Source organism: Thalassospira xianhensis MCCC 1A02616, assembly GCF_003326475.1.
GTDB lineage: Bacteria > Pseudomonadota > Alphaproteobacteria > Rhodospirillales > Thalassospiraceae > Thalassospira > Thalassospira xianhensis.
Window position 1 is genome coordinate 1 of record NZ_JPWA01000041.1, and the last position, 17,963, is coordinate 17,963.

The following is a 17,963-nucleotide window of genomic DNA, read 5'->3' on the forward strand; positions in this document are numbered from 1 at the left end:
GCTCCCAAAGGCAAGGGTGGTCAACGCCCGAACCGTGGCGGCCCGAACAAGGGCGGCGACCGTTCCGGTGGCGGGCATGGACGTCCGAACAACGCCCCGGCCAAAAATAACCAGATCAACGAGGATTCACCTTTCGCCAAGCTGAAGGAAATGCTTGCGGCAAAGGGGTGATCCTGAACTGTTTTCGGCACCACGGCGACCCTTTGCGGGGTCGCCGTTCTGCTTTGGGGATGGTAAAAACAATCCATGACACTTGATCAGACAGGCAGCAAGGTCCGTATAGACAAATGGCTATGGTATGCGCGGTTCTATAAAACGCGCTCGCTTGCCAGCAAGGCGTGTCAGTCGGGCCATATCGTGCTGAACGGGCAATCTGTATCCAAGGCCAGTGTGACGGTCGTGGCCGGGGATCGGCTGCAATTCTTTCAGGGGCCACATCTGCGGGTGATCGAGGTGGTGGCACCGGGGGACCGTCGCGGACCAGCCCCCGAAGCCCAACTGCTTTACGTTGATCATTCCCCGCCGCGTGTGGCGAAAAAGGAAGTTGCATCGGATATCCGAACCGCCCCGATTGCCGAACGTGAAGCCGGAAGCGGTCGTCCGACAAAAGCCGAAAGGCGCGCAACAGACCGGTTGCGTGGTGATGAATAGTATTTTACACGCAGTAATCTGATCTAACGCCAGGTACGGCGCGAACAATATATCGGGTTGTAGAACCTTCAGGATCTTCTTGCCTTGGGCTTAGGCTTGGGCTATTGATCCTATATTAAGGTATAATACACCCACTTTAGTATGGTTTCGCTCGGACCTGGAGAATAACGGCGTTATGAAACGCAAGCCTGGCCTGCATATAGGGACGTTGTCGCATCTGGGCGCGGGCCGTTTCACCATTTTGCTCGCAGCACTTGTGATCAACCTTTTGTCGCTGGCTTTGCCTGTAACCCTGTTGCAGGTCTATGACCGCGTGCTGCCCCACAATGCCATTCCGACTTTGACCCTGCTGGTTCTGGGTGTGTTCGGCGCACTGGCGCTTGAGGCGATCCTGCGTCTGGGACGTGCCTATATCTCGTCGCTGTCAGCAGCCAAGTTCGAACATAGAAGCTCGCAATCTGCCGTTGGCCATCTGCTTGCGACCAGTCTTTCCGACTACGAGAAAACAGCACCGGGCCTGCATCTGCAGCGGTTGAACAGTCTGAATGTCCTGCGTGATTTCTATGCCGGGCAGGCTATCGGGGCAGTCATTGATCTGCCGTTCATTGCTCTGTTCCTTGGTCTGATCGCGATTATCGGGGGCAAGCTTGTCATTGTTCCTCTGGTTATTCTGATGGCCTTCATGTTGACGGCGATGGTGCTGGGGCGGCGATTGCGCCAGGCTCTTGATGAACGCAGTCAGGCCGACGAGCGGCGTTACAATTTCATCATCGAAACCCTGACCGGTATTCACACCATCAAGGCAATGGCGATGGAAAACATGATGATCCGTCGTCATGACCAGTTGCAGAACCAGTGTTCCGAGGATGACCTTGCTGCTGCGCGCAGTGCACATGCCGCGATCAATTCCAGTGCCAGCTTTTCGATGATCACCATGATCCTGGTTGCCGGTGCTGGCAGTCTTCTGGTCATCGATGCCGATTTGACGGTCGGTGGTCTGGCGGCTTGCACCATGCTGGCCGGGCGTTCGATCCAGCCGCTGCAACGAGCCATGGGCCTTTGGACCCAGTTTCAGAATATTCGCGTGGCGCGTGATCGTTGTCGCGAACTTTTCCGGTTACCCCCGGAAGACGCCGAAGATGCTACTGAAATGCCGCCTCTTGACGGACGCATAGAGCTTGACGATGTCAGTTTCTCGCATACTGGCGGGGAGAAAATTTTTGAAAATCTGACACTTTCGATCCAACCGGGCGAGTCAGTGGCGATCACCGGCGAGAATGGAACCGGCAAAACCACTTTGCTGTGGCTTCTTATGGGGGCTTTGCGCCCCGATAGCGGTACAGTGCGGCTTGATGGCCGGGATCCTCAGAAATACGCATCGGAATCGATCCGCCGCCAGATTGCCTACCTGCCGCAGCATGGTGTGATGTTCAAGGGAACGATCCTTGAAAACATCACATCCTTCCGCAAGGAAATCGGAAGTGACCGTGTCGTGGAAATTTCGCGGCGTCTGGGGCTTGATGAAATCGTCATGCGCATGCCCAACGGTTACGATACCGAAGTGGGCGGGCAGGCATCCGAAACCCTGCCGCGAGGTGTCAAACAGCGTATCGCAATTGCCCGTGCACTGATCGACTATCCGCGAATTGTGCTGTTCGACGAAGCCAACAGTTCGCTTGATATTGCTGGCGATAACATTCTGGCCGGTCTGCTGATTGAACTTCGCAAGCATTGTACGCTGGTGATGGTGTCGCACCGCCCATCATTGATCGCCCTTGCGGACAAACAATATCGGCTGATTGAAAAACGTCTGGTCCCGGTTTTGCGGCGAAGCGGAACCCAGCCGGTGATTGAGGCGGAAGAAGTCGAACGCGCGGGAGCCCGGTCATGAATATCGAAAACATGGATTTCGCGCTGAACTACCGTATGGGCCTTGCAAGCCACGACGCCCAGTCAGATTTCGATGCCTGTCTGTGGCCGCTATTACAGGCGCTTGGCTGGCGCGGGCTGCCCCGTCAGGTTGCCGAAGCATTGCCGCACATGGACGAGGCACTTGATCTTACCGATTTTCGAAATGTGCTGGCGAACCTGAATTACCGGTCGCGCGAGATTGATACCACATTTGACCGGATTGATGATCGCCTGATGCCCTGCTTGTTTGTGCCAGATAACGGCACCGCACTTGTGGTGATCAAGCCGGAAAATGTTGGCATTCGGGTTTTTGATGGTGGTACGAGCCGCGAAAAGGTGATCCAGCCCGGCAATCTGCCCGGGCGGTTGTTCCAGTTCACCCAGGCTGGCCGGAACGAACGATTCTTTGAAGATGACAAGCGTGGCTGGTTTGGTGGAATTACGGACAGGTTTTCTGCTCTTGGCGGACAGCTTTTGCTGATTACGCTGACGCTCAATCTGATGGCCTTGGCCAGCCCGCTGTTTGTCATGGGGATATATGACCGGGTTATCGGCACGCGATCCATCCCCATGCTGATCCAGTTCGGGATTGGTATGGGAATTGTTCTGATCCTTGACTGGGTCTTGCGCAATTTACGCAGTCAGATGGTCTGCCATTTTGGTGCGCGCCTTGATACCCTTGTCAGCAGTGCCATATTCGAACGTCTTTTGTCCCTGCCACCGGCCTTTACCGAACGGGCACCGGTCGGGGTGCAGATTTCGCGCATTCGCGATTTTGAAAGCGTGCGTGAATTCTTCAGCGGACCGATGGCGCTTGTCATTCTTGAAATGCCGTTCCTGCCGGTCTTCCTGATCGTGCTGGCGATCCTTGGAGGCTGGCTTGCCCTTATTCCGATTGGGCTGATTGTTATTTTCGCCCTGATCGGCATGGTGTCCTTCCCGGTCGTATCACGACGGGTTTCGGAACTTGGCCGTAATGGTGCGAACCGGCAGGAATTCCTTGTCGAGACGGTCGGCAAGATGCATGCGTTGAAATATACCGGTGCAGAACATCGCTGGCTGTCGCGGTTTCGCGATATTTCGGCCGATACGGCATATGCCGGGTTCCGGGTGGCGATGGTCAATAATGTGATCAACACGTCTGCCCAGATTTTGATGATTTCTGCCGGTGCGCTTATTCTTGCCTTTGGCGCAACGCAGGTGATGGCCGGTTCAATGACCATCGGTGCGCTGGTGGCATCAATGATGCTGGCATGGCGTGTTCTTGGCCCGATCAATCAGGCATTTGTCGGCATGCCGCGCCTTGCCCAGTTGCGAGGCTCCGTGCGCCAGATCAATCGCCTTATGACCCTGGCGCCTGAACGTGATCTGGTGCCCCGCACAGTCGGGCAACGCCGGTTCGAAGGCAATGTGACCTTCTCGCGTGTCAGTTTCCGCTATACGCCGGATTCCGATCCGGCACTGGTCGGGGTGAATTTCGATATCAAGGCCGGGCAGGTGGTTGCGGTTGTCGGATCCAACGGGGCTGGCAAGTCATCGCTGATCAAATTGATCGCCGGTATGTATCAGCCACAGGCCGGGGCGGTCCTGATTGACGGGGCGGATATTCGCCAGATGGACCCGCAAACCCTGCGTCAGTCGATTTCCTATGTGCCGCAGGATGTTGAATTTTTCCGCGGATCAATTGCGCAAAACCTGCGCCTTGCCAACCCGATTGCATCACCCGATGAATTGCGGATGGCCTGTATGTCTGCAGGCATTCTTTCCGAAATCGAAGCCTTGCCCGACGGTTTTGAAACCCGGATCGGGGATCAGCATTCGTCGCGCTTTTCGGCGAGTTTCCTGCAGCGACTTGCGCTGGCACGTGCCTTTGTCCGCGAAGCTCCGATCATCCTGTTTGACGAGCCGACCAATGGTTTGGATCAGAAAGCGGATCGGGCATTCCAGCATGCGATCAATCGCCTGCGCGGCGGATCGACGATTTTCCTGATTACCCATCGGCCCAGCCACCTTGATCTGGCCGACCGCATAATTGTTCTTGAAGCCGGGCAGGTGCGTGCCGATGCACCGCCTGCTCGCATCAAGCAGCAGGTGCTTGACGGAGGTTTCCTATGAGCGAAGCAGTTCAGAACACCGCAATAGAACGGTTCCGCCAGTCGCGCCGCATGGCACGCTATCTGTCACATGCTGTATTGCTGGAAGAAGGCGGAATTTCTGTCTTTGTCCGTTCGGCAATGGTCATGCTTTCGGTCGGTTTCATCGCCCTCATCGCGTGGGCGGCAACCACTCAGATCAAGGAAACTGCAACCACCTTCGGGCAGGTGATGCCAACCGGTGCGGTCAACAAGATCCAGCATCTTGAAGGCGGGATCATTTCCGAAATCATGGTACGTGACGGTGATCTGGTCGAGAAAGATCAGGTTCTGATGCGCCTGAAACCCGAGGCATCGCAGGCAGAATTGTCGCAGGCCGAAACCAAACTGGCCAGCCTGCGTCTTGAAGCCGAACGTTATCGCGCACTGGCAGAATCGCGTGAACCCGATTTTACCCTTCTGATAGACCGGTATCCTGAACTGGCAAAGAATCAGCAGGAAATCTATCGAATCAAGACCGATCTTGATAGCAGTCAGCGCGAAATCCTCGAAGTCCAGATCAAGGAGCGCAATGCCGAGCTGGCCCAGCTCCAGCAACAGGAAGCGACATTGCGCCGTTCTGTCGACCTGCTCAATCAGGAAGTAACGATGCGTCGCTCGCTTTATGAGCAGGGGCTTAACTCCAAGGTGCTGTTCCTGAATATCCAGCGCGAACTGAACGAGGCGCAGGGCAATCTGTCGGGCGTGGTTGCCGAAATGGCACGTGCGCGCGAAACCATCGCCGAAGCCAACTTGCGTCAGAATGAATTGGAACACAGTCAGCGCGAGGAGGCGCTAAGTGAACTCGGGCGGCTCGGTGGTGAAATTGCCCAGGCTGATGAGGCCCTGCGCAAGCTTAAGGACAGGGTCGCGCGACTTGAAATTCGCGCGCCATCCAAAGGCTATATCAAGGGGCTGCAATTTACCACGATTGGTGGGGTTATTGCTCCGGCACAGGTGGTCATGGAACTGGTACCGACTGACGAGGCGCTGGTCGCGGAAACCCGGATTTCGACCGAGGATATCGGCCATGTCCATTTGGGGCAGCCGGTGACTGTTAAAGTCAGCGCGTTTGATTATATACGATATGGTAGTATCAGTGGTGAATTGGTATCGATATCGGCCTCTACTTTTGTTGATGAAGAAGGCCGACCGTATTATAAAGGAAGGGTAGCACTTGATTCCGACCATGTCGGTGAAGGTGCACAGGCTCAGCCGATTATCCCCGGCATGACGGTTCAGGCCGATATCCAGACGGGGGAAAGGACGTTGCTGCAATATCTGCTCAAGCCGGTTTATGTCTCGCTTGATCAGGCATTTAGCGAACGCTGAGTTTTCATAATGGTCCCGCTGGAAATGTTTGGTTCATTTCTACTGCCTGGCCGCAAGTTTCTCTGGTAAAACAGAGGATTCTATACTTTTGTATAGAAATGCGGATCGGGGATTCCCTTCCCGCATTTCTCGGAGAATGGGCTAGATGGCGGACGATCCTCGCGACGCAGAAGACACTCGCAATGAACTGGGCGGTAACCGGTCTGAAACGGATACCGGCGCTGATGATCTTTTGCGTGATGATCGCGGTGACGATGACGCGGACGAACATGTCGAACTGCATGGCGATAAGGATGGTGACGGGCCCGGTTCCAACGAACAGCTTGGCAATGTTCATTACGGCAATCAGGTCAATAACCCGCAAGGCGAACAGCAGCGCGAGTTTCGCCGCCGCAATGCCGGTGACAAGCGGGCAGAGGAAACAATCCAGGCCGAGGCGACCGAAAAGCAGACTCTGGCCGAGTCTGAGCGTACAGAGCTCGAAAACAACATAGACACGGTTGGCGAGGGATCTGAAACCGCCGATGGCAGTTCCGGCCGGGACCCGATCTCCCTTCGTGCCGGTGAAACAGGCAATCCGCAGAATCTGCAACCGGTTTCCACGCCGGACACAACAGCGATTCCTGGCGCGCGCGAAGGTGGTCGAGGCCGATCGGGAGAAAATTTTGAACCCGATTTCGTTGCGCAGGCAACGCCAGAAGCTTCCGAAAACGCGGTACCTGCAGGCGCGGTTGCCTCTGACGACGCAAATGATGCTCTGGAGGAGGAGCCTCAGGTCGAAGTAGCAAAAGTTGCCGATACACCCAGCCTGTCGGCAGCAGATGTTATCGGCGATGAAGACAGCGCGATCTCGCTTGACGTGTCCGCAGCTCTTCGTGACCTTGATGGTGGAAACGAAACACTCTCGATCACGATCTCGGGTCTGCCTGATGGCGCGGTTTTGTCAGCGGGCACGAATAACGGTAATGGTACCTGGACGCTGACGCCGGGGCAGCTCGCGGGTCTTACGATAACGCCGGGCGAAAATTACAACGGCAGTTTCGATCTGTCGGTGACCGCAACCAGCACCGAGGCAAACGGCAGCAAATCCTCCACAAGTACAACCTTCACGGTTGATGTCGCGGCTGTTGCGGATGGTGCGACGCTGGATGTCAGCGATGCGTCTGGCGTGGAAGACAGTGCGATAGCGCTGTCGATTGATACCGAACTGCTTGACGCGAACGAGGGCATCTCGATTACCATCTCTGGCGTGCCCGATGGTGCAACCCTGTCTGCCGGAACCGATAATGGTGATGGAACCTGGACCCTTGATGTCGCCGATCTCGAAGGCCTGACGATCACACCCGGTGAAAATTTCAGCGGCAGCTTCGACCTGACCGTATCTGTCTCGACAACTGACGGCACGGATAGCGCAGTCGTTGTCGAAGAGATTACGGTTGATGTTGCCGGTGTCGCGGATGCGCCGACATTGGAGGCTTCTGACGCAAGTGGTTCCGAAGATTCGGCTATTGCGCTGGATATTGATGCGGGCCTCATGGACGGTTCAGAAGTCCTGACCATCACGATTAGTGGTGTTCCGGATGGTGCAACCCTGTCGGCGGGTACTGACAATGGTGATGGCACCTGGACGCTGGCTTCGGGTGACCTTGACGGTCTGACGATTACGCCTGCGAATGACTTCTCCGGCAGTTTCGAGCTCGGCGTGACGGTGACGTCTGCCGATGGCGAAGACGTTGCGACCACAACGGGCAGCATCACTGTTGATGTTACTGGGGTGGCAGATAACCCGGCCCTTGAAGTTTCGAACGCCTCCGGTAACGAAGACGGTGCTATCGGACTGGATATCGATGCGGCTCTGACGGATGGTTCCGAAGTCCTGATGGTCACGATCTCTGGTGTTCCGGATGGTGCTACCCTGTCGGCGGGTACAGACAATGGTGACGGTACATGGACGCTGGGTTCGGATGACCTTGACGGTCTGACGATCACGCCTGCGAATGACTTCAGCGGATCGTTTGATCTGACAGTTACTGCGCAGTCTGCGGATGGTGAAGATGTTGCCACGAGCAGTGGTACCATCACGGTCGATGTTGCTGGTCTTGCGGACACTCCGACGCTTGATATTGCGGATGCATCTGGCAATGAAGACTCAGCCATTACGCTCGATATTGATGCAAGTCTGACAGATGCATCTGAAGTCCTGACAGTCACGATCTCGGGCGTGCCGGAAGGTGCAACTTTGTCGGCGGGTACCGATAATGGCGATGGCAGCTGGACTTTGTCTGCTGCCGACCTGAACGGACTGACGATCACGCCTGCGGATGATTTCTCCGGTAGCTTCGAGCTTGGTGTGACGGCAACGTCTGCCGATGGCGAAGACGTTGTGACTACAACGGGTACTATTGCTGTTGATGTTGCTGGTGTTGCTGACGCACCGACCCTTGACGTTTCGAACGCTTCAGGTGCCGAAGACAGTGCCATCGCTCTAGACATTGATGCAGCTCTGACAGATGCGTCCGAAGTCCTGACGGTCACGATCTCCGGCCTGCCAGAAGGTGCGACCTTATCTGCAGGTACCGACAACGGTGATGGTAGCTGGACTCTTGGTTCCGATCAGCTTGCAGGCCTGACGATTACCCCGCCATACGAGTATTGGGGATCATTTGACATCGGTGTGACGGTGACTTCCACCGATGGATCAGACAGCCAGAGCGTTTCGAATACCATAACCGTTGATGTCATATCGGACGGGCGAGAGACCATCATCGGCAGTGATGGCAAGGATCAGATCACCGCCGGTGATACCGACGATTACATCGAAGGCGGCTGGGATCATGACAGCATCGCATCGGGTGCGGGCGACGATACGGTATATGGTGGTGATGGCCATGACACGATTGATGCCGGTGCCGGAGACGACAGCGTTTATGGCGGTACCGGGCACGATACGATTGCCGGTGGCGAGGGGAATGATTACCTCGACGGTGGCAGTGGCGAAGACATCATCACTGGTGGTGCCGGGGATGATACCCTTGAAGGCGGTAGCGGCAACGACACGCTTGATGGGGGCGAAGGCACCGATGTGCTTTCAGGCGGTTCGTGGGATGATACGCTGATCGGATCGGGTGGTGATACGCTTGATGGCGGATCGGGCAACGACATTCTGGAATATACGATCGAGCCCGAAAGCGGACAGATCGGCCTTGTTGATGGCAGCGGTGATACCGACATCCTCAAGCTTCATCTGACGGGAGAACAGCTCTCTGACCCGGACGTCCTGAGTGCTTTGCAGGAACTGCAGAATCACATCGATGGCGGAGAGCGGAGCAGTCTGACACTCGCCGCACTTGGCGTTGAGGTTGTGAATATAGAAGAGCTTCAGGTCTTTGTTGACGGTGAAGCTTTCAACCCGCTTGCCGATGCGCCGGAGCTTGAGGTGGACAATGCCTCGGGCAACGAGGATACGGCAATAGCGCTCGATATTGATGCCGCGCTTTCGGATGCGACCGAGACGTTGAGCGTGACGATTTCGGGCGTGCCGGAGGGGGCGACCCTGTCTGCGGGAACCGACAACGGTGATGGCAGTTGGACGTTAAGCCCGGAACAGCTTGAAGGGCTTAAAATTACGCCCCCTAAGGATTATGCGGGCAGCTTTGATCTGACGGTCAGGGCCACATCCGTGGCAGGTGGCGATAGTGCGACGACGGAGGCTTCTGTCACGGTTGATGTTGCCGGTGTCGCCGATGCGCCGACGCTGGAAGTTTCGAATGCATCTGGCAACGAAGATTCTACCATTGCGCTGGATATCGATGCCGGTCTGACGGACAGCTCCGAAGTTCTAAGTGTCACGATCAGCGGTGTGCCAGAAGGTGCGAACCTGTCTGCCGGTACCGATAATGGTGACGGCAGCTGGACTCTAAGTCCCGATCAGCTTGCAGGCCTGACGATTACCCCGTCGGATGATTTCTCCGGCAGCTTCGAGCTTGGTGTGACGGCAACGTCTGCCGATGGCGAAGATATCGCGACCACAACGGGCAGTATTACTGTTGATGTCGCAGGTGTTGCCGATGCGCCGACATTGGCGATCTCTGACGCCAGTGGTTCGGAAGATTCGGCTATTGCGCTGGATATCGACGCTGGTCTGACGGACAGCTCCGAAGTTCTAAGTGTCACGATCAGCGGCGTGCCAGAAGGTGCGACCCTGTCGGCGGGTACTGACAATGGTGATGGCAGCTGGACGTTAAGCCCGGATCAGCTTGAAGGGCTTACAATTACGCCACCGGAGGATTACGCAGGCAGCTTTGATCTGGCAGTAACGGCAACATCTGTAGCAGGTGCCGATAGTGCGACGACCGAGACTTCTGTCACGGTTGATGTTGCCGGTGTCGCGGATGCGCCGGATCTTGAGGTTTCGAACGCTTCGGGTGCCGAAGATAATGCCATTGCACTGGATATCGATGCAGGTCTGACAGATGCATCGGAAGTCCTGAGCCTCACGATTAGTGGCGTTCCGGAGGGTGCGACCTTGTCCGCTGGAACGGATAATGGAGACGGTAGCTGGACGCTGTCTGCTTCGGACCTGAATGGACTGACGATCACGCCTGCGGGTGACTTCAGTGGGTCGTTTGATCTGACAGTTACCGCTCAGTCGACGGATGGTGAAGATGTTGCCACGAGCAGTGGTACCATCACGGTCGATGTTGCCGGTCTTGCGGACACTCCGACGCTTGATATTGCGGATGCATCTGGCAATGAAGACTCAGCCATTACGCTCGACATTGATGCAGGCCTTACGGACAGTAGTGAAGTCCTGACCATTACGATTTCCGGCGTGCCGGACGGCGCGACCCTGTCGGCGGGTACTGACAACGGTGATGGCACATGGACGCTGGGTCCGGGCGATCTTGAAGATCTCACGATCACACCAGCGGATAACTTCTCCGGCAGCTTCGAGCTTGGTGTGACGGCAACGTCTGCCGATGGCGAGGACGTTGCGACCACAACGGGCAGCATCACCGTTGATGTCACTGGCGTGGCCGACGCGCCGACTTTGGAAGTTACTGATTCCTCCGGCTCTGAAGACGGTGCCATTGCGCTCAACATTGATGCCGGTTTGACCGACAGCAGCGAAGTTCTGAGCATTACGATCAGTGGTGTTCCGGATGGCGCGACCTTGTCCGCTGGAACGGATAATGGAGACGGTAGCTGGACGCTGTCTGCTGCGGACCTGAATGGACTGACGATTACACCTGCGGGTGACTTCAGTGGGTCGTTTGATCTGTCCGTGACGGCACAAACGGTCGATGGTGACGATATTGCAACGACGACCGATTCTGTCACGGTCGATGTTACGGGTGTCGCGGATGCACCGAGCCTTGATGTTTCGAGTACCTCGGGTGCCGAAGACAGTGCGATAGCACTGCATATCGATGCAGGTCTGACCGATAACTCCGAAACCTTGACGATCACGATCTCTGGTGTGCCGGAAGGCGCAACATTGTCGGCAGGTACGTTGAATGAAGATGGTACCTGGTCGCTGACCTCGGATGATCTTGAGGGACTTTCAATCACGCCGCCGGTTGACTATAGCGGTAGCTTCGATCTGGAAATTACGGCAAGTACCCACGACGGCGTTGATATTGCAAGCGTGACCGATACCGTCATGGTCAATGTGATTGGCGAAGCGGACTTGCCGACACTTGATGTTTCTGATGCGTCAGGCCGTGAAGACAGTGCGATTACGCTCAACATTGGTGCCGGTCTGACCGACAGCAGCGAAGTTCTGACTGTCACAATCTCTGGTATTCCGGACGGCGGGATTCTCTCGGCCGGCACTGACAATGGCGATGGCAGCTGGACGCTGGCAGCGGACGACCTTGAAGGTCTGACGATTACGCCGCCCGATGATTATTCTGGTTCGTTTGATCTGAACGTTGCAGTGACTTCGACCGATGGTGAGGATACAGCAAGTGTCAGCGATACCATCACAGTCGAGGTCGCGGGTGTTGCGGATACCCCCACACTGGATGTCTCGAACGCCTCTGGCTCCGAAGACAATGCTATCGCGCTGGATATCGATGCGGGTCTGACAGATACCAGCGAAACGATGACCATCACCATCAGCGGTGTTCCCGATGGGGCCAGCCTGTCGGCAGGGACCAGTAACGGTGATGGCAGCTGGACATTGAGCGCGAGTGATCTTGAAGGTCTGAGCATCACCCCAAGCGGTGATTACAGCGGCAGCTTTGATCTGACCGTAACAGTAACATCTCAGGATGGGAGCGACACGGCATCAATCAGCGATACCATTACGGTTGATGTGGCCGGTGTCGCGGACAAACCCACACTTGATGTGTCAAATGTGTCCGGCACCGAGGACAGTGCCATCACGCTTGATATTGATGCGGGTCGAACAGATAGCTCTGAAGTGCTGACGGTCACGATCTCCGGTGTGCCGGAAGGTGCGACTTTGTCCGCTGGTACCGATAATGGCGATGGCAGCTGGACTTTGAGTTCGGATGACCTCGAAGGGCTGACGATCACGCCTGAGCATGACTTCAGCGGCTCGTTTGATCTGACTGTGACCGCTCAGTCTGCGGATGGCGAAGATGTTGCGGCGACCAGCAGTACTATTACGATCGATGTTTCTGGTGTTGCTGATGCCCCGACCCTTGAAGTTTCGAACGCTTCGGGTGCCGAAGACAGCCCCATCGCTCTCGACATTGATGCGGCTCTGGCGGATGGTTCCGAAGTCCTCACGGTCACGATCTCCGGTGTGCCGGAAGGTGCGACCTTGTCCGCCGGTACCGATAATGGCGATGGTAGCTGGACATTGTCGGCTGCGGACCTGAACGGTCTGACGATTACGCCAGCGGATGACTTCTCTGGCAGCTTCAAGCTTGGTGTGACGGCAACGTCTGCCGATGGCGAAGATATCGCGACCACAACCGGTTCAATCACAGTTGATATCGCAGGTGTCGCAGACGCGCCGACACTTGATGTCGTGAACGCCAAGGGCTCTGAAGACAGTGCCATTGTGCTGGATATCGATGCTGGCCTGACAGACGCATCTGAAATCCTGACCGTCACGATTAGTGGCGTTCCTGAAGGTGCGGCCTTGTCGGCGGGTACTGATAATGGCGATGGTAGCTGGACTCTGTCTGCTTCGGACCTGAACGGTCTGACGATTACCCCGGCGGAGGACTTTAGTGGTTCATTTGATCTGACGGTGACCGCGCAGTCTGCTGATGACAACGATATCGCCACCGCGACGGATACGATTACGGTTGATGTCGCGGGTGTCGCCGATGCGCCGACACTGGAAGTATCCGATGCAAGCGGATACGAAGACAGGACAATTGCGCTGGACATCGATGCCGGTGTATTGGATTCGAGCGAAACATTGACCGTTACCATTTCCGGTGTCCCGGACGGTGCAACCCTGTCGGCAGGCACAAATAATGGTGATGGAAGCTGGACTCTTGAGGCAGCTGACCTTGATGGTCTCAAGATACGCCCGGCGCACAATTATAGTGGTTCGTTTGATCTTGGTGTCACTGCGCAATCTGCGGATGGAACCGATATCGCAAGTGCGACTGGAGTCATTACGGTCGATGTTGCGGGCGTTGCGGACAGGCCACTGCTTGATGTGTCTGATGCATCCGGTAACGAAGATTCAGCTATCGCTCTGGATATTGATGCATCTCTCACCGATGATAGTGAAGTTCTGACCGTAACGATCAGTGGTGTTCCGGACGGAGCAAGCTTGTCTGCTGGTATCGATAATGGTGATGGAAGCTGGACTCTTGAGGCCGGTGACCTTGAAGGCCTGACGATCACCCCGCCCGAAAACTACAGCGGATCATTCGATCTTTCTGTTGTTGCCCACTCGACTGACGGTGATTCCACAGCATCGACCTCCGACCCGATACGTCTTACACGCGGTTCGCAATCTGGTAATGGCACGATCACGGTGGAGGTCTTGGGTATTGCCGATACCCCGACACTTGATGTTGCGGATGCATCTGGCAACGAAGATTCTGCCATCGCGCTCGATATTGACGCGGGTCTGACGGATTCCAGCGAAGTGCTGACGGTGACCATCTCTGGTGTTCCGGAAGGTGCAGCTTTGTCTGCCGGTACTGACAATGGTGATGGCAGTTGGACTCTAAGTCCCGATCAACTTGCAGGCCTGACGATTACGCCCGCGGATGATTTCAGCGGGTCGTTTGACCTGACGGTGACGGCGCAGTCTGCTGATGGCAACGATATCGCCACCGTGACGGATACGATTACGGTTGATGTTGCGGGTGTTGCTGATGCGCCGACATTGGATGTCTCTAGCGCCAGTGGTTTAGAAGATTCGGCCATTACGCTCGACATTGATGCAGGCCTGACGGACAGCTCCGAAGTCCTGACGGTGACCATCTTTGGTGTTCCGGAAGGGGCAACTTTGTCCGCCGGAACCAACAACGGCGATGGCCGCTGGACATTATCTGCTGCCGACCTGAACGGTTTGACGATCACACCTGCGAATGATTTCAGTGGATCGTTTGATCTGGCGGTCACCGCGCAATCTGCGGATGGTGAAGATGTTGCGACGAGCAGCGGCACGATCACTGTTGATGTTACGGGTGTGGCCGATACGCCGACGTTGGATGTCTCTGATGCCAGTGGTTCTGAAGACAGTGCCATTGCGCTGGATATCGATGCTGGCCTGACAGACGCATCTGAAATCCTGACCGTCACGATTAGTGGCGTGCCAGAAGGTGCGACCTTGTCTGCGGGTACAGATAACGGTGATGGCAGTTGGACTCTGTCTGCTTCCGACCTGAACGGTCTGACAATTACGCCAGCGGATGACTTCAGCGGATCGTTTGATCTGACGGTGACCGCGCAGTCAGCGGATGGTGACGATGTTGCCACCACAACGGTCAGCATGACTGTTGATATTGCAGGTGTAGCAGATACCCCGACACTTGATGTTGCGAATGCCAGCGGCTCCGAAGACAGCGCGATTGCTCTCGATATTGAGGCGGGTTTGGTCGACTCCAGTGAAGTTCTTTCGGTCACGATTAGTGGCGTGCCGGACGGTGCGACCCTGTCGGCGGGTATCGACAATGGTGATGGAAGCTGGACACTGTCTGCTGAGGACCTGAACGGTCTGACGATTACGCCCGCGGATGACTTCAGCGGATCGTTTGATCTGACGGTGACGGCGCAGTCAGCGGATGGTGAAGATGTTGCGACAAGCAGCGGCACGATCACTGTTGATGTTGCAGGTGTGGCGGATACACCGAGATTGGACGTTTCTGATGCCGGTGGTTCGGAAGATTCTGCGATTGCACTCGACATTGATGCAGGCCTGACGGACAGCTCCGAAGTTCTAAGTGTCACGATCAGCGGTGTGCCGGAAGGTGCAACCCTGTCGGCGGGTACTGACAATGGTGATGGCACATGGACGCTGGGTTCGGGCGATCTTGCAGGCCTGACGATCACACCTGCGAATGATTTCTCCGGCAGCTTCGAGCTTGGTGTGACGGCAACGTCAGCGGATGGCGAAGATGTTGCGACGAGCAGCGGTACGGTCACTGTTGATGTTACAGGCGTTGCCGATGCTCCGACGTTGGATGTCTCTAACGCCAGTGGTTCAGAAGATTCGGCCATTGCGCTCGATATTGACGCAGGCCTGACGGACAGCTCCGAAGTCCTGACGGTTACGATCAGTGGTGTTCCGGAAGGTGCAACCTTGTCGGCTGGAACCAATAATGGTGATGGCAGTTGGACGCTGTCAGCAACCGACCTGAACGGTCTGACGATCACGCCTGCGAATGATTTCAGCGGATCATTTGATCTGGCGGTGACCGCGCAATCTGCGGATGGTGACGATGTTGCGACGAGCAGTGGTACGATCACTGTTGATGTTGCAGGCGTTGCCGATGGCCCGACGCTGGAAGTGTCAAATGCCGCGGGTAGCGAAGGCAGTGCCATTGCACTGGATATCGATGCAGGTCTGACAGATGCATCTGAAGTCCTGACCGTCACAATCAGTGGCGTGCCAGAAGGTGCGACCTTGTCTGCGGGTACAGATAACGGTGACGGAAGCTGGACGCTGTCTGCTGCGGATCTGAATGGTTTGACGATCACGCCTGCGGATGATTTCAGCGGATATTTTGATCTGACGGTGACCGCGAAATCTGCGGACGGTGAAGATGTTGCCACTGCGACGGATACGATTACGGTTGATGTTACCGGTGTTGCGGATGCGCCGACACTTGATCTGTCTGACGCCGCTGGGGACGAAGGCAATGCTGTTGCGCTTGATATCGACGCGGCATTGACCGACAGCAGCGAGACCCTGACGATTATCATCAGTGGTGTGCCGCGTGGGGCGACTCTGTCTGCCGGGACTGATAACGGGAATGGTACCTGGACGCTGAGTGCGGCACAGTTGAGTGGCCTGACCCTGACACCGGCAAGTAACTATTTCGGCACGTTCGAACTGACGGTATCGGCCCAGTCGCGTGATGGTGGCGATACGGCCACAACGACCGCGATCCTTCTGGTTACAATCGAGGAAGAAGTCGCCGATCCGAATGAAACCCGTTGGGGCACGGAAGCAAACGAAACATTCCAGACCGGTTCCGGCAATGACACCATCGGTGCGGGTGGCGGTAATGACACCATCTGGACCAACGCTGGCAACGATACGATCTGGGCCGGGAACGGTAATGACGTGATTTATGCCGGTGACGGTGATGACAGCATCACCGGCGATGGTGGAAACGACTATATCAATGCCGGTGCAGGCAACGACACCGTCCATGGTGGCGAAAGCACAAATACGATCTATGCCGGTGAGGGGAATGACTATGTCACCGGCGGCAGCGGCGATGACAAGATCCATGCCAGCGGCGGTGACAATATCATCTATGCCGGTGAAGGCGCGAATACCGTTCAGACCGGTGCGGGTAACGACACCATCTATACCGGCAGCGGCAATGACACCATTGTCGGCGGTGATGGCAACAACATCGTCAATGCCGGGGAAGGCGATAACCGCATTTGGACGGGCACCGGCAATGACACGATCAGTGTTGGCAGCAAAGACGACTATGTTGATGCCGGGGACGGCAACAACACGATCACGGGTGGCGAAGGCCGGAACACCATCCTGAGCGGCAGTGGTGATGACAGCATCACGACCGGTAGCGGTAAAGATACGGTCGCATCCGGTGACGGGAATGATCGTATTGATGTTGGCGGCGGGGACAACACTGTCTGGGGCGAAGGCGGTAACGACTCCATTCATGGTGGATACGGTGATGACACCTTCCTTGGCGGCGACGGTAACGACATCCTGAACGCGGATGGCGGGTCGAACTATTTTGACGGTGGATCGGGCAACGATACGCTAACCACCGGCTGGGGGCGCGATACGCTGTATGGCGGGTCGGGTAACGACACGATTGATGGCGGGGGCGACAGAGACCGTCTTTACGGTGACGATGGAAATGACACCCTGACTGGTGGTGCCGGGAACGATACCCTGTTTGGCGGAGCCGGAAACGATATGCTGCTGGGCGGGGATGATGACGATACCCTGATCGGCGGCACCGGGGATGACCGGCTTTACGGCGGTGGCGGGTCTGATCTGTTTATTTTCAACATGGGTGATGGTTCTGATCATGTGGATGGCGGGGCCAACGGATGGACTACCGATACCATCGAATTGCATGGTGCGGATGGCGGTAATATCGATTCGAGTGACTGGACCCTTGTTCTTGATGAAGGAAACATTACGAAATCGAAACACAACTACATGGAACTATCCACCGATTCGTCGGGAACCATTGTGTTTTCTGATGGAACCGAGTTGACATTTTCCAATGTCGAACGTATCGAGTGGTGACGAAAAGACGATTTGGATGCCGTCGG

At 56.1% G+C, this 17,963-nt stretch carries 5 protein-coding genes; all 5 read left to right on the top strand.

Annotated features, from left to right (window positions below; translation table 11 throughout):
- Window positions 1-246: 246 nt before the first annotated feature.
- Entirely contained in the window at window positions 247-651 is a 405-nt protein-coding gene (locus TH5_RS22030; RefSeq protein WP_114123686.1) for an RNA-binding S4 domain-containing protein, read from the top strand.
- 175 nt (window positions 652-826) lie between these two features.
- A complete protein-coding gene (locus TH5_RS22035; protein WP_114123687.1) occupies window positions 827-2,542 on the top strand; it encodes a peptidase domain-containing ABC transporter in 1,716 nt (571 codons plus the stop codon).
- Entirely contained in the window at window positions 2,539-4,677 is a 2,139-nt protein-coding gene (locus TH5_RS22040) for a peptidase domain-containing ABC transporter (protein WP_114123688.1), read from the top strand. Before TH5_RS22035 ends, TH5_RS22040 begins: the two co-directional genes overlap by 4 nt.
- Window positions 4,674-6,026, top strand: coding sequence for an HlyD family type I secretion periplasmic adaptor subunit (locus TH5_RS22045; RefSeq protein WP_114123689.1), 1,353 nt, complete (start codon window positions 4,674-4,676; stop codon window positions 6,024-6,026). Before TH5_RS22040 ends, TH5_RS22045 begins: the two co-directional genes overlap by 4 nt.
- 145 nt (window positions 6,027-6,171) lie before the next feature.
- Window positions 6,172-17,937 carry an Ig-like domain-containing protein gene (locus tag TH5_RS22050; protein ID WP_114123690.1) on the top strand — a complete coding sequence of 3,922 codons (11,766 nt, stop codon included), beginning with the start codon at window positions 6,172-6,174 and terminating at the stop codon, window positions 17,935-17,937.
- Window positions 17,938-17,963 lie beyond the last annotated feature (26 nt).

Excerpts from the sequence above, each read along its gene's own strand:
- TH5_RS22030 (WP_114123686.1), top strand. The coding sequence starts at position 247 with ATGACACTTGATCAGACAGGCAGCAAGGTCCGTATAGACAAATGGCTA.
- TH5_RS22035 (WP_114123687.1), top strand. The coding sequence starts at position 827 with ATGAAACGCAAGCCTGGCCTGCATATAGGGACGTTGTCGCATCTGGGC.
- TH5_RS22040 (WP_114123688.1), top strand. The coding sequence starts at position 2,539 with ATGAATATCGAAAACATGGATTTCGCGCTGAACTACCGTATGGGCCTT.
- TH5_RS22045 (WP_114123689.1), top strand. The coding sequence starts at position 4,674 with ATGAGCGAAGCAGTTCAGAACACCGCAATAGAACGGTTCCGCCAGTCG.
- TH5_RS22050 (WP_114123690.1), top strand. The coding sequence starts at position 6,172 with ATGGCGGACGATCCTCGCGACGCAGAAGACACTCGCAATGAACTGGGC.